The organism is Allobosea sp. NPDC055332 (assembly GCF_053645455.1).
This window is the reverse complement of sequence record NZ_JBSHMO010000002.1, coordinates 1,029,226-1,043,464: the sequence shown is the minus strand read 5'-3', so window position 1 is coordinate 1,043,464 and position 14,239 is coordinate 1,029,226. Positions and strand designations below refer to the sequence as shown.

Here is a 14,239-nt window from a genome sequence, read left to right as displayed (position 1 = left end):
GGCCTCAGTTCGCCACCGCCCGGATCACCCGGCGCAGCTTGCCGATCAGCTCCTCGACCTGTGCTTCCGTGATGATCAGCGGTGGCGAGAAGGCGATCGTGTCGGCGGCGGTACGGACCATCAGCCCTTCATCGCGGAAGAGGCGGTCCATCGCCTCGAAGGCGCGCTTGCCGACGCCCTCTGCCCGCGGCGCGAGATCGACGGCGCCGACCAGGCCGAGCGTGCGGATGTCGACGACGTTGGGCTCGCCCTTCAGGCTCATCACCGCATCGGCCCAGCTGTTCTCCATCGCCCGGGCGCGCTCGAACAGGCCCTCCTCGCGATAGATGTCGAGCGAGGCGAGCGCCGCGGCGGCAGCGAGCGGGTGGCCGGAATAGGTGTAGCCGTGGAACAGCTCGATGACGTTGTCCGGGCCCTTCATGAAGGCGTCGTAGATGTGCTTGCGCACGATCACGCCGCCCATCGGCACCGTGCCGGAGGTGACGCCCTTGGCGAAGGTGATCATGTCCGGGATGACGCCGTAGCGCTCGGCCGCGAAGGCGAAGCCGAGGCGGCCGAAACCGGTGATGACCTCGTCGAAGATCAAAAGGATGCCGTGCTTGTCGCAGAGCTCGCGCAGCCGCTTGAGATAGCCCTTCGGCGGCGGCAGCGCCCCAGTCGAGCCGGCCATCGGCTCGACGATCACGGCGGCGATGGTCGAGGCGTCGTGCAGGGCGACGACGCGCTCGAGATCATCGGCGAAATGCGCGCCATACTCCGGCTCGCCCTTGCTGAAAGCCTGCTTCTCGCGGTCATAGGTGTGGGCGATGTGGTCGGTGCCGGTGAGCAGCCCGCCGAAGAACTTGCGGTTGTTGACCATGCCGCCGACCGAGATGCCGCCGAAGCCGACGCCGTGATAGCCGCGCTCGCGGCCGATCAGCCTGGTCTTCGAGCCCTTGCCCGAGACGTTCCAGTAGGCGAGGGCGATCTTCAGCGCGGAGTCAGCCGCTTCCGAGCCGGAGCCGGCGAAGAAGACATGGTCGAGATCGCCCGGCGCCAGCGCCGCGATGCGGGCGGCTGCGGCGAAGACCTTGGGGTGGCCGTACTGGAAGGAGGGGGCGTAGTCGAGCTCGCGCGCCTGCGCCTGGATCGCCTGGATGATCGGCTCGCGGGCATGGCCGGCATTGCAGCACCACAGGCCGGCGGTGCCGTCCATCACCGGCTTGCCCTCGGGTGTATAGTAGAACATGCCCTCGGCCCGAGCGACCATGCGCGGATTCTGCTTGAACGACCGGTTCGCCGTGAACGGCATCCAGTAGGCTTCGAGATCGTTCGGGGAGCTGATGGCGCTCGGCGCAGAGGTCATGATCCGGTCCCATTTAGTTTTTTAAAGCTTCCTCAACCTAGCAGCGCGGTCGGGGCTGTAAATCCGCGTCTGCTCGGGGCATGCCTGCGTCCGGCGGGCGACAGCCCGTCTTTCAGGGCAGGTGACGTAACGTCGTTTCTGGCGTACTTTTGGCATGGGGGTAACACTGGACTACGCCCCAATGACTGAAGGCGTTGCCGGTCGGGATGGGAGCGAGCCAGTCGCGCCGGAGGAGATCCGCGCGGAACTGGACCGTGTCCTTGCCTCCGACATTTTTCGCAGCGCCCCGCAGCTGACGGCCTTTCTGAGCTATGTCGTCGAGCAGGCCCTGGCCGGCCGCGCCGGTGAGCTCAAGGGCTATACCATCGCGGTCGAAGCATTCGGGCGTCCGGTCGAATTCGACCCGCAATCCGACCCGATCGTTCGGGTCGAGGGCGGTCGCCTGCGCAAGGCGCTCAATCTCTATTTCGCGGCCGAGGGCGTTCGCGATCCCGTGCGGATCACCATTCCGGTCGGCGCCTATGTGCCGATTTTCACGCGGCGCATCGTGCCGAAGCCGGAAGCCATCACGGCGATGCCGGGGCCGGTGCAGGCCGTCACGCCGACCGCCGGGCCGAGGCGTTTCCGGCTCTATGCAGCCGCCACGGTAGCCCTGCTCGCGGCCCTGGTCGGGCTGCTGACCTGGCATGTCTCCGGGATCGAGCCCGAGCATGGTGCGGTCGTGTCACGGAGCGACGTGCCGGCGCCGCGGCCTGCCGTGCCCGTCGCGCCGGATCAGGTCGCCTCGGTGCCTGCCGCAGACCCGGCCACGGCGCCGGCGAGCCTGCCGGTGGTTGCCGTCGTCGTCGCCGGCGACATCGTCGATCCCGTGGTCGAGGACGTCACCCGCCTGTTCATGCGCCATCTCGTCGACACCATGGCTCGTTTCGACGATCTGCTGGTGGTCAAGGCGCCGGGCACGGCGCTGCGGCCGGAGGAGGGGGCTGACTATGTCCTGACCCTCAATACCGCGCGGGCCGGTGACAAGGTCGAGGGCTTCGTGCGGCTCAGCGCCGCGAAGGATGGCCGCGTCGTCTGGACTACTTCCGGCGAACGCAGCCTCGCCGGGCTCGGCGATGGCGCGGAGTTGCGCGAGACCGCGCAGCGATTGGCGATCCGGCTTGCCCAGCCCTATGGGGTCCTGCACGGCGACCTTCGCCTCGCGTCCCTGCCGCCGGCGGTCAGCTGCGTCTATCAGGCGCTCAACTTCCGCCGGCACATGAAGGTCGAGGAGCATCTGGCTGCCCGCAACTGCCTCGATGCGCTCGTCGCGCAGGATCCCGAATTCCACCCCGCCTGGGCGCATTTGGCGTTGCTGACCGCCGACGAATACGCCTCCGGCCTGAATTCCCGCCAGGGTTCGCCGCTCGATCGTGCTCTCGCCGCGGCGGTCACGGCGATCAGGCTGGCGCCGTCGAGTGCGCGTGCGCACCAGGCGATGATGGAGGCTCAGTTCCTGCGCGGCATGACCGAGGAAGCGCTCAAATCAGGGCGCGAGGCCCTGGCGCGCAACCCGTACGACCCGGACATCATGGCCGATCTCGGCGCGCGCTATGTCCAGCTCGATCGGGCCGCGGAGGGACTGCCCCTGCTCGAGCGCGCCGTCGCGCTGAGCAATGGCCGGCCGTCCTGGTACGATGTCTTCCTGTATTTTGCCGCTTATCTGACCGATGCGAGCAAGCTCGCCGAAAATCAGGCGGCTCTGATCAAGGCGGAAGAGTCGCCGCTCGCTCTGGTTGCGCGCGCCGTCGCGAGTGCTGCCGTCGGGGACCGCGTCGAGCTGGAGGAGGTCGTGCGGCAGCTTGGGCGGACCGAGCCGCTGTTTGCCCTCGATGCGCGCCTCTATCTGACGCGCAAAGGCTTCTCCCAGGCTGCCAGCGATCGCATCCTTGCGGCGATCGGGCAGGTCGGACTGCCGCCGCATTGATGCAGATCCTGTGCATGCATTCGGGCATAAGCGCGAGATTTGCCGATAGGCCTCGCAGTCGCTGAATCAGGCCGCTATTCTGCGCTCGTCGCAGCTGATTCGTAGCGTAGCGTTACCCCTCAACCCCTTGCGCGATTTCAGCCCTTGGCTCGCATCCGCCTCAGTGCTCTTTCTCCGGCCGCCAGCGGCGTCGCTGGCTTTTCACTGGGCGCTGCCGCCATCCTGCTGCTGCCGGGCAATCTCGCCAATGCGCTGGGACTGCTGAGCGCCGGACTCGGCCTCGCCGGGGCCGCTGCCCTGGCGCGCCGCAATTCGGCGCGGGAGCGCGAGCAGCTGCTCGCCGCGCTTGGCGAGGTCAAGGTCCGCCTCGCCACCAATGCTATCCGCGTCGACGCGATGGCGAAGCGCCTCGACCAGTTGCCGATGGGCGAGGCCGACGCCGCCCCTGCCAAGGCGATGCTCCACGAATTGACGGCCGAGGTCGGCCTGCTCGGCGATCTCCTGCAGCAGGTCGCGACGACGCTCGGCGAGCATGACGACCAGCTCAGCCGGATCGAGGGGCGCCTTGCCGCTCCGCCGCCGCAACCGGTACGCCTCGCGGCCTTCCCGCCGGAGCGCGTCACCCCGCGCCTACCCGAGCCGTTGACTGCGACCCGGCAGGACCCAGCCGAGGCGGCGCAACGGCGCGCCGCCGATGAGCGCGCCGCCCTGATCAGCGAGGCCCTGGCCAAGGGGCAGGTCGAGGTCCATCTCCAGCCGATCGTCAGCCTGCCGCAGCGTCGGACGCGTGGCTATGAAGCCCTCGTCAGGCTCAGGCTCGACGAGAAGACCTTGCTGCTCCCCTCCGAATTCCTGACGACGGTCGAAGAACGCGGCTTCGGCCCGACGCTCGATGCACTCGTCCTGACGCGCGCGCTCGCCATCGCCCGCCATCTCGGCAGCAAGCCCGGCGAGCTCTTCGTCTCCTGCAATTTCAGCGCGGCGACCTGGGGCTCGTCGCGTGCCCTGGCGGCGCTGTCGCGCATCCTGGAAAAATATCACGAGCATATCGGCAATCTCGTCATCGAGGTGCCGCAGCGCGTTTTCCGGACGCTTGAGCCGGCGAGCCTGGGCCTGCTCGGCGCGATGTCGGCCAATGGCGTGCGTTTTGCGCTCGATCATGTCTCCGATCTGCGCTTCGATCCGGTGTCGCTGCATGATCGCGGCGTGCGCTTCGTCAAGGCGTCCGCAGCGCTGCTGCTGGCTGAGGCGCGCGGCGGCAAGCTCGCCGATATCGCGGTCGGAGATCTCGCGACGCAGCTCGCCCGCGGCTCGATCCAGCTCGTCGCCGAGGAGGTCGAGGACGACCCGATGGTCGCGGACATGCTCGACCTCGGCATCGCTTTCGGTCAGGGCGTCGTCTTCTCGCCACCGCGTCCGGTCCGGCCCGAGGTCTTCGTCGAGCCACAGCCGGAGATGGTGCCGGCTCCGATGCCGGCCGCCGCCGCGGCGCCAGCCATGTCCGCCGAAGTGGTGGAGCATCCCGCGATGGCGCCGGCGGCCGTGAAGCGCGTTCCCTTCCGCGATATCCTGCGCCGCGCCACAGCCTGATCCGATCCTCGGGGATTGAAGCGCTGGCCCGCGCCGACGAAGCCGCGTAAACAGGCCGCGCCTGTTTGCTGGAGTTAAGTCCGTGCCGTCATCGACCCGCCTTCTGCCCGGCGTTTCCGCCGTGATCGGCCAGTACGAGCTCTGCCTCTGCGACATCTGGGGCGTGGTTCATAACGGCGTCAGGCCCTTCGCGGCGGCCTGCGATGCCCTGGCCAGAATGCGCGCCGGCGGCGTCACCGTCGTCCTGGTCTCGAATGCGCCGCGCCCGCGCTCGGAGATCGCCGTCCAGCTCGGCAAGCTCGGCGTCCCTGGCGATGCCTTCGACGCGATCGTCACCTCGGGCGATGTCGCGCGCGACCTGATCGCCCACCGCGCCGGCGAGCCGCTCTTCCATCTCGGTCCGCCGCGCGACCTGCCGCTGATGGCCGGGCTCGATGCACCGCGCGTCGGGGCGGCGGAGGCCCATTACGTCCTGTGCACCGGCCTGTTCGACGACGAGACTGAGACAGCCGAGAGCTATGGCGAGCAGCTCGCCGACTTCGCCCGCCGGAACCTGACGCTGATCTGCGCCAATCCCGATCTGGTCGTCGATCGCGGTGGGCGCATCGTGCCCTGCGCCGGCTCGCTCGCCGTGGCTTATGAGAAGCTCGGCGGCGAGGCGATCTATGCGGGCAAGCCGCATGCGCCGATCTACGATCTCGCCATCCGCATCGGCCAGGAGCTGCGCGGCGAGACGGTCGGGAAAGCGCGCATCCTGGCGATCGGCGACGCGATCCGCACGGATATCGCCGGCGCCTCCCAATATGGCCTGGCCTCGCTGATGTGCGTCGCCGGCATCCATGCCGAGGAGATGGCGGGCTTGTCGGGGGAGGCGCTGCAAGGCTGGTTCGGCCGGCAGAGCCACCGGCCCGACTACGCGATGCCGCATCTGGCCTGGTGAGGCGAGCGGCGCAAGCACACCGTCATTCCGGGGCGCTGCGCAGCAAGCGAGCCCGGAATCCAGAACCGATGCGCGCAGAATGGAGGCGCTGAGATCGCAGCACGCCCCTTGATCGGGCATCGGTTCTGGATTCCGGGCCCTTCGCTGCGCGAAGTCCCGGAAAGACAGGGAGCTGAACGAAAGCTGCGCAGCCGAAAACTCAGGCGGCGCAGGCCGCCTCGATCTTCGACTTCAGCGTCTGCGCGTTGAACGGCTTGACGATGTAATTGTTCACGCCGGCCTTCTTGGCGGCGATGACGTTCTCGGTCTTCGATTCCGCCGTCACCATGATGAAGGGCGTCTCGGAGATGGCGTCCTCGTTGCGGACCTGGCGCAGCAGCTCGTAGCCGGTCATCGGCTCCATGTTCCAGTCGGAGATCACCAGCCCGTACTTCTTGTCGCGCATCTTGGCGATCGCGGCATTGCCGTCGGAGGCATCGTCGACATTCTCGAAGCCGAGCTGCTTCAAGAGGTTACGGATGATCCGCACCATCGTCTGATAGTCGTCCACCACCAGGATCGGCATTGACGGGTCGACAGCCATGACGGGGCTCCAAGCCAGTAGTCCGCGGCGCTTGCGGCACCGACGCGAGCCGCTCTCGCAGAGCGGCGACCTTGGGTCAACCGTGATAATCGGGCGACGTTTCAAAGCCGTTAACCCGGTCGCCGAGTGACCTTGCGGCATACGACCTTTGGGGGAGGCCGGAACCTCGCATCAGGCACCAAAGTTCAATGGTGCGGTGCAGCGAACTGTGAGACGCTGGCTGCTCGATCCCCAATGCAAGCGCGGCCGCCGGCCGTGCTGCAGGAGCGAAGACCGCCATGATGACCAGCGCGCTTTATCAAGTTCATGCCTTCGAGGATCTGGCTATCGGCCAGCGCGAGAGCCTGATGCGCACGGTGATGGAACGCGACATCTCGCTCTTCGCCGACCTGTCGGGCGACGCCAATCCGATCCATCTCTGTGACCGCTATGCGGCCTCGACCAGGTTCGGCCAGCGCATCGCCCACGGCATGCTGACGGCGAGCCTGGTCTCGGCCCTGCTCGGCACGCGCCTGCCGGGGCCGGGGGCGGTCTATCTCTCGCAGACGCTGAATTTCCTGGCGCCGGTGAAGATCGGCGACGTCGTCACCGCCCGCGTCGAAGTGGTCGAGCTGGTGCCGGAGCGCCGCCGCGCCCGGCTGTTCTGCGAATGCCTCGTCGACGGCAAGGCGGTGCTGGAGGGTGAGGCCTGGGTGGCGCTGCCGCGCGCAGCGGCATAGGACTGCGCCGGCCTTGACGCTCCCCGCCGCTTGGGGCCAAACACGAGGCTAGCCGGGGCGTCCCGGCGCCGACCCAGCGTTCCATGACCTCATCTCCCGAGGCGGCGCGATTCGATGCGCTGCCCGCTTTCGTCCTTGAGCCCGGCAAGCCGGTGCCGGCCGATCTGCGCGGCCGGGTGCTGGCCCTCGGCAATTTCGACGGTGTCCATCGCGGCCATGCCGAGCTCGCGCGTGTCGCCGGCGAGATGGCGGCGGCGCAGGGGACAAGCGCCGCAGCGCTGACGTTCGAACCGCATCCGCGCACGGTTTTCCGGCCCGAGCAGCCCGTGTTCCGGCTGACGCCGGAACCGATCAAGGTCGCGCTCCTCGCCGGTCTTGGGCTCACCCCCAGCTTCGTCATACCGTTCGACCGCGCCATCGCCGGCATCCCCGCCGAGGCGTTCGTCGACGAGCTCCTGCTCGGTCAGCTTGGCGCCGCCGGCCTCGTCTGCGGCTACGATTTCCATTTCGGCAAGGGCCGCACCGGCTCGCCGGAGATGCTGCAGGCCCGCGCCGGCCATGCCGGCATTCCCGTCGCCGTCGTCCCGCCCTTCGCCTTCCAAAGCGAGCCGGTCTCCTCGACGCTGGTGCGCACGGCGCTCGAAACCGGCGATGTCGGCCATGCCGCCGCGCTGCTCGGCCGGCCCTGGTTCGTGCGCGGCGAGATCGCCCATGGCGACAAGCGCGGCCGCGATCTCGGCTATCCCACGGCGAACATGCATCTGGCCCGCGATTGCCGTCTGCGCTTCGGCATCTATGCGGTCCGGATCCGGATCGATGGCGTCTGGCGCGACAGCGTCGCCAGCTTCGGCAGCCGCCCGACCTTCGATGACGGCGCACCCAGGCTCGAGACCTTCGTCTTCGACTTTTCGGGCGATCTCTATGGCAAGACGGTCGACGTCGCCTTCGTCGCCTTCCTGCGCGGCGAGGCGAAATTCGATACGCTCGACGCGCTGATCACGCAGATGGATGCCGACAGCGCAAGGGCGCGCGGCATCCTGGCGACGACGCCGGCCTTCCTTCCGTGACCACGCTTTGCTAGAAGCCGGCCATGTCCGCTCCGCACCTCGTTTCGCTCCGGCGAATTACCGGCCCGGCTGCCGCCCTGCGCTGATAGCGCGGGCGCTTGCGCAGGCCGGGACGATATTCGCTTCCCCGTGACATCTAAGGATGGGCGCCGCCATGCGTGATGAAGGCAGCCCTCCGCACCGCCGAGCCGGATCATGACCGACAAGACCGCCGAAAAGACCGAGACCACAGACTATTCGCAGACGCTGTTCCTGCCGCAGACGGAATTCCCGATGCGCGCCGGCCTGCCGCAGCGCGAGCCCGAGCTGCTCGCCCGCTGGGCCAAGATGGACCTCTACCGCAAGCTGCGCGAGGCCGGGCAGGGGCGCGACCGCTTCGTGCTGCATGACGGCCCGCCCTATGCCAACGGCAACATCCATATCGGCCACGCGCTCAACAAGGTGCTGAAGGACCTGGTCACGCGCTCGCAGCAGATGCTCGGCTACGATTCCAACTATGTGCCGGGTTGGGACTGCCATGGCCTGCCGATCGAGTGGAAGATCGAGGAGCAGTACCGCGCCAAGGGCCTGAACAAGGACGACGTTGATGTCGTCGAGTTCCGCAAGGAATGCCGCGTCTTTGCCGAGAAGTGGGTCGATATCCAGCGCAACGAGTTCAAGCGGCTCGGCGTCGAGGGCGACTGGGACGATCCTTATCTCACCATGGCCTATGGCGCCGAGGCGCAGATCGCCCGCGAGATCATGAAGTTCGCCGAGAACGGCCAGCTCTATCGCGGCTCCAAGCCGGTGCTCTGGTCGGTGGTCGAGAAGACCGCTCTGGCCGAGGCCGAGATCGAGTATGAGGAGCACACCAGCGATACGATCTTCGCGGCGTTCCCATTGTTGAATGTGCCGGGCCCATTTCCGGCACCGGGCCCGGGTCCGATGGAAACGACGTTCTACGACACGGTGGAGTACGCCGACGACCTTCGCAAAGCTTCGATCGTTATCTGGACGACGACACCTTGGACGATCCCGGGCAACCGGGCGATCTCCTATTCCCGCAAGGTGCCGTATGGCCTCTATCGCGTGACCGAGGCCCCGGAAGGAAATTGGGCCGCAGTCGGCAATCTCTATGTTCTTGCGGATACCTTGGCTGAATCCGTTTTCAAGGCTGCCAAGGTTACCGGCTATTCGCGGTTGATGGGTGTCGATGGTTCCGTTCTGGAGCGCGCAACTGCGGCCCATCCCCTCCGTGGCCAAGGCTACGAGTTTGATGTCCCGCTGCTCGACGGCGACCATGTCACGGATGATGCCGGTACCGGTTTCGTCCACACCGCGCCGGGCCATGGCCGCGAGGACTTCGACGTCTGGACGGCCAATGGCCGCATGCTGGCCGAGCGCGGCATCGAGACCCGCATCCCTTACACCGTCGATGCCGATGGCCGCTTCACCAAGGAGGCTCCGGGCTTCGAGGGTGCGCAGGTCATCACCGACAAGGGCGAGAAGGGCAATGCCAACGAGGTCGTGATCAAGGCGCTTGCCGCCACCGGTAACCTCGTCTCGCGCGGGCGCCTCAAGCACCAGTATCCGCATTCATGGCGCTCGAAGAAGCCGGTGATCTTCCGCAACACGCCGCAATGGTTCATCGCCATGGACAAGCCCTATGGCGATGCGGGCGCGCCCGATCCGGCAGCGCCGGCCCCGACCGCCGGCGGCAATGCCGACACGCTGCGCAATCGCGCTCTCAAGGCGATCAAGCAGACCGAGTGGGTTCCCGCCGCCGGCGAGAACCGCATCAACGGCATGATCGCCAACCGGCCGGACTGGGTGGTCTCGCGCCAACGCGCCTGGGGCGTGCCGATCACCGTCTTCGTCGAGAAGGAGAGCAAGGAGATCCTCCTCGATCCCAAGGTCAACGCCGCGATCGCCGAGGCCTTCGAGCAGGAGGGCGCCGATGCCTGGTTCACCGACACCGACGGCGCCCGCTTCCTCAAGCCCTATGGCTACGACCCGGCGAAGTACGAGCGTGTCGTCGACGTGCTCGACGTCTGGTTCGATTCAGGTTCGACCCATGCTTTCACTTTGGAGAAGCGCGCCGATCTCAAGACCCATCGCGTCGTCGACGGCGGTCGTGACAAGGTGATGTATCTCGAAGGCTCGGACCAGCATCGCGGCTGGTTCCATTCGAGCCTGCTCGAAAGCTGCGGCACGCGCGGCCGCGCGCCCTTCGACGTGGTGCTCACCCACGGCTTCTGTCTCGACGAGAAGGGCGAGAAGATGTCGAAGTCGAAGGGCAACGTCACCGCGCCGCAGGACATCATCAAGGACAGCGGCGCTGACATCCTGCGTCTCTGGGTGGCGGCGGCCGACTATTCAGACGATCTGCGCATCGGCAAGGAAATCCTCAAGACCTTCGTCGAGACCTATCGCAAGCTGCGCAACACCATGCGCTGGATGCTCGGTACATTGGCGCATTTCGACGAGGCGATCCGCATCTCCGACCCGGCTTCGATGCCGGAGCTGGAGCGGCTGATGCTGCATCGCCTTGCCGAGCTCGGCCCGCAGGTCGAGGAAGCCTACCGGACCTACGACTACAAGAAGGTCGTGACCCTGCTCTCGCAGTTCATGAACACCGAGCTCTCGGCCTTCTATTTCGACATCCGCAAGGACGCGCTCTATTGCGACCCGCGCTCCAGCCATGTCCGCAAGAGCGCGCTGACCGTCGTCGATCATCTCTTCCGCTGCCTGACGACCTGGCTCGCGCCGATCCTGGTCTTCACCGCCGAAGAAGGCTGGCTCGAACGCTATCCGCAGGTGAAGGCCGGCGACGGCTCGGTGCATCTCGAGCTCTTCGCCGAAGCGGACGATGCCTGGCTCGATCCGGAGCTGGCCGAGCGCTGGGCCAAGATCCGCCGCGTGCGCCGCGTCGTCACTGGTGCGCTCGAACTGGAGCGTGCCGCCAAGCGCATCGGTTCCTCGCTGGAAGCCGCGCCCATGGTCCACATCGCCGATCCCGATCTGCGCGCTGCGTTGAGCGGGCTCGACCTCGCCGAGATCTGCATCACCTCCGGTGCGAAGATCGCGGACGGGGAGGGGCCGGCCGACGCCTTCCGCCTGTCGGATGTGCCCGGCGTCGCGGTCGTGCCGGCGCGCGCCTCGGGCATCAAATGCGCCCGCTCCTGGAAGTATTTCGACCCGGCCACGGCCGAGCCCGGCTTCCCCGAGGTGACGCCGCGCGACGCCAGGGCGCTGCGCGAGCTCGGGCGCGCGGCATGACGTCGCCGCGCCGCCTCGGCGTCTGGATCGTCGCGCTGACCTTCGTGCTCGACCAGGCGCTGAAGCTCTGGCTGCTCTTCGGCCTGAAGCTTGCCGAGGAGGGGCCGTTCCAGCTCGCCTCCTTCCTGGAGATCGTGCTCGCCTGGAATCGCGGCATCTCCTACGGCCTGTTCCAGCAGTCGACCGATATCGGCCGCTGGGCTTTGGTCGTGCTTTCCATCGTCGCCGCGGTCTGGCTCTGGCGCTGGATGTGGCGCAGCGACGACAAGCTCACCGTGGTGAGCCTGGCGCTGATCATCGGCGGCGCGCTCGGCAACGGGCTCGACCGCGTCGTCTACGGCGCCGTCGTCGATTTCGTGCATTTCCACGTCGGCAGCTTCAGCTGGTACATCTTCAACATCGCCGACGCGGCGATCGTTTTCGGAGTGCTCGGGCTGCTCTACGAGTCGTTGCGCCCGGGAGCGGACCGTTCCAAGGCCGCTTGAGGCGCGCTGGAGCCTCCGGCAAGTCCGCCGGCCACAGCTCATTTACGGCGATCCGGCAAAAGGGCTCCCCGTTTTGCCGGATATGGGTTAAAAGGCCCGCCATGCTTTTGCCGCGTCGATCGCGCATGACGCCGGCAGATGTCCGTATGGAGAGGTGAGATGGCTTATCGGATCCGTGCTTCGCGCATGCTGCTCGCAGGCGGCGTGCTGCTGACGACGACCCCCGCTTTCGCCCAGGAAGGCGTGCTCTTCCAGAATCTGGTGAAGGGCATGGGTCTGTTCGGCACCGATCGCGCGGACATCGAGTACAAGCAGCGCGCCCCGCTGGTCGTGCCGCCGTCTTCGACCCTGCCGAAGCCTCAGGAAGCCGGCGCCAGCCGCAGCGCCGCCTGGCCGGATGATCCGGACGTCGCCCGCCGCAAGGCCGAGCGCGACAGCTCCAACATCCTGTTCCAGAACACCGAGTCCTATCGCGCAAACACCAAGCCGCTGCTGTCGCAGGAGGAACTGCGCCGCGGCCGCGTGGCCGGGACCGCCAACGGTCCGGAGAACATCGTTCCCGATAACGGCAACTACAGCAACCAGATCGCACCGATCCGCGTCGGCCGCGAGATGGCAGCCCGCCAGGCCCAGACCGACACCTCCAACCTGCAATACGGCACCGAACCGTCACGCCGTTACCTGCACGAGCCGCCGTCCGGCTATCGCCGCCCGGCCGCCACGGCCGCGCTCGGTCCGGGCGCATCCGGTCCGCGCGAGGACAAGCAGGCGGTCGGCCAGCGCGAGTTCCTCGTCGGCAAGAAGGTCTACGAGAACCAGTAGGCTTTAAGCCATCGTCCGGCGCCGCGCTGGTTTTCCGCTACGGCCGGACTATCTAGAGTACGAGCCCTTCTCCCGGCTCGGGTCCATGCGGGCCCGGGCCGGTTCGTTTCTAGCCTTTGCGATCTGCAGGAGCTTTCCAAGGTCATGACGGTCCACACCGCTCCCGCCAATGCAGCCAGCCAGATCGAGTCCTATCGGCTCGCCAACGGTTTGCAGATCGTGGTCGCGCCCGACCATCGCGCGCCGGTGGTCACCCATATGGTCTGGTACCGCAACGGCTCCGGCGACGATCCGGCCGCCAAGTCGGGCATCGCCCACTTCCTCGAGCACCTGATGTTCAAGGGCACGGCGAAATGGCCGGCCGGCGAGTTCTCGAAGATCGTGGCCAGCTATGGCGGACAGGAGAACGCCTTCACCTCCTATGACTACACCGCCTATTTCCAGCGCGTGCCGAAAGAGCACCTGCGCGCGATGATGGATTACGAGGCCGACCGGATGACCGGCCTCGCCTTCGACGAGAGCGTGGTCGCCCCCGAGCGCGACGTCGTGCTGGAGGAGCGGCGCATGCGCGTCGACGCCGACCCGGCCGCCCAGCTCGGCGAGGAATTCTCCAGCGCGCTCTATGTCCACCACCCCTACGGCACGCCGATCATCGGCTGGGAGCACGAGATCGAGAGCCTCTCACGCGACGACGCCTTCGCCTATTACCAGCGCTTCTATACGCCCGAGAACGCCATCCTGGTCGTCGCCGGCGATGTCGAGCCGGCCGAGGTGCTGCGCCTCGCCCAGGAAACCTATGGCGTGATCCCGGCCCGCGGCGAGGCCCCGGCCCGCAAGCGCCCGGCCGAGCCCGAGCCGCGCGCCGCGCGCCGTGTCGCACTGTCCGATCCGCGCGTGCAGCAGCCTTCGCTGCGCCGCGCCTGGCTGGCGCCGACCTATGTCTCGCCGCAGCGCGACGAGGCCTTCGCGCTCGAACTCGCCGCCGAGATCCTCGGTGGCGGCACGACCTCGCGGCTCTATCGCAGGCTCTGCGTCGAGCAGGAGCTCGCCGCCGGCGCCGGCGCCTATTTCATGGGCTCGATGGTCGACCGCTCCGCCTTCCAGCTCTCGGTCAGCCCGCGTCCCGGCGTCGAGATGGCAGCGCTCGAAGCCGGGCTCGATGTCGCGCTCGCCGCCTTCATCGCCGAGGGGCCGACGGAACTGGAGCTCACCCGCGCCCGCACCCGCCTCGTCGCCGAGACCGTCTTCGCCCGCGACAGCCAGTCCTCGCTCGCCCGTATCTTCGGCTCGGCGCTTGCCGTCGGCGAGAGCGTCGAGGACGTGCTGCTCTGGCCGCAGCGCATCGAGGCGGTGACGCGCGAGCAGGTCACCGAGGCGGTCCGGCGCTATCTCAGGCCCGATCGCTCGGTCACCGGCCTGCTCCTGCCGGCCGCCGCCTGACACCGCGCTGAAGTCGTTACAGGC

General features: G+C 67.5%; 11 protein-coding genes. 9 read left to right on the top strand and 2 right to left on the bottom strand.

Annotated elements, in window-relative coordinates; translation table 11 throughout:
* Nucleotides 1-4: 4 nt before the first annotated feature.
* Nucleotides 5-1,345 (bottom strand): omega-aminotransferase AptA, encoded by a 1,341-nt coding sequence (aptA, locus tag ACWIGM_RS13675; protein ID WP_454026465.1) that lies wholly within the window; start codon nt 1,343-1,345, stop codon nt 5-7.
* A 181-nt stretch (nt 1,346-1,526) separates the two neighbouring features.
* Here aptA and ACWIGM_RS13670 point away from each other — a divergent pair, with 181 nt between their 5' ends.
* From ACWIGM_RS13670 to ACWIGM_RS13660, 3 genes are all read left to right on the top strand, one after another.
* On the top strand, nt 1,527-3,311 hold the full coding sequence (locus ACWIGM_RS13670; protein WP_454026464.1) for a hypothetical protein: 1,785 nt from the start codon (nt 1,527-1,529) through the stop codon (nt 3,309-3,311).
* A gap of 144 nt (nt 3,312-3,455) precedes the next feature.
* On the top strand, nt 3,456-4,901 hold the full coding sequence (locus ACWIGM_RS13665; RefSeq protein WP_454026463.1) for an EAL domain-containing protein: 1,446 nt from the start codon (nt 3,456-3,458) through the stop codon (nt 4,899-4,901).
* A gap of 82 nt (nt 4,902-4,983) precedes the next feature.
* Nucleotides 4,984-5,841, top strand: coding sequence for a TIGR01459 family HAD-type hydrolase (locus ACWIGM_RS13660; RefSeq protein WP_454026462.1), 858 nt, complete (start codon nt 4,984-4,986; stop codon nt 5,839-5,841).
* A 199-nt stretch (nt 5,842-6,040) separates the two neighbouring features.
* Here the strand turns inward: ACWIGM_RS13660 and ACWIGM_RS13655 are convergent, their stop codons facing one another.
* A complete protein-coding gene (locus ACWIGM_RS13655) occupies nt 6,041-6,424 on the bottom strand; it encodes a response regulator (protein ID WP_152016830.1) in 384 nt (127 codons plus the stop codon).
* Between the two features lie 278 nt (nt 6,425-6,702).
* Here ACWIGM_RS13655 and ACWIGM_RS13650 point away from each other — a divergent pair, with 278 nt between their 5' ends.
* The 6 genes from ACWIGM_RS13650 (at nt 6,703) to ACWIGM_RS13625 (ending at nt 14,215) form a co-directional block, all read left to right on the top strand.
* Nucleotides 6,703-7,143 (top strand): MaoC family dehydratase, encoded by a 441-nt coding sequence (locus tag ACWIGM_RS13650; RefSeq protein ID WP_454026461.1) that lies wholly within the window; start codon nt 6,703-6,705, stop codon nt 7,141-7,143.
* An 83-nt stretch (nt 7,144-7,226) separates the two neighbouring features.
* Nucleotides 7,227-8,210 carry a bifunctional riboflavin kinase/FAD synthetase gene (locus ACWIGM_RS13645; protein ID WP_454026460.1) on the top strand — a complete coding sequence of 328 codons (984 nt, stop codon included), beginning with the start codon at nt 7,227-7,229 and terminating at the stop codon, nt 8,208-8,210.
* A 195-nt stretch (nt 8,211-8,405) separates the two neighbouring features.
* A complete protein-coding gene (gene ileS, locus ACWIGM_RS13640; protein WP_454026459.1) occupies nt 8,406-11,468 on the top strand; it encodes an isoleucine--tRNA ligase in 3,063 nt (1,020 codons plus the stop codon).
* A complete protein-coding gene (lspA, locus tag ACWIGM_RS13635; RefSeq protein WP_454026458.1) occupies nt 11,465-11,953 on the top strand; it encodes a signal peptidase II in 489 nt (162 codons plus the stop codon). The genes ileS and lspA overlap by 4 nt, the downstream gene beginning before the upstream one ends.
* Before the next feature lie 159 nt (nt 11,954-12,112).
* Entirely contained in the window at nt 12,113-12,775 is a 663-nt protein-coding gene (locus tag ACWIGM_RS13630; RefSeq protein ID WP_454026457.1) for a hypothetical protein, read from the top strand.
* Nucleotides 12,776-12,919: 144 nt separating this feature from the next.
* Nucleotides 12,920-14,215, top strand: coding sequence for a M16 family metallopeptidase (locus ACWIGM_RS13625; protein ID WP_454026456.1), 1,296 nt, complete (start codon nt 12,920-12,922; stop codon nt 14,213-14,215).
* Nucleotides 14,216-14,239 lie beyond the last annotated feature (24 nt).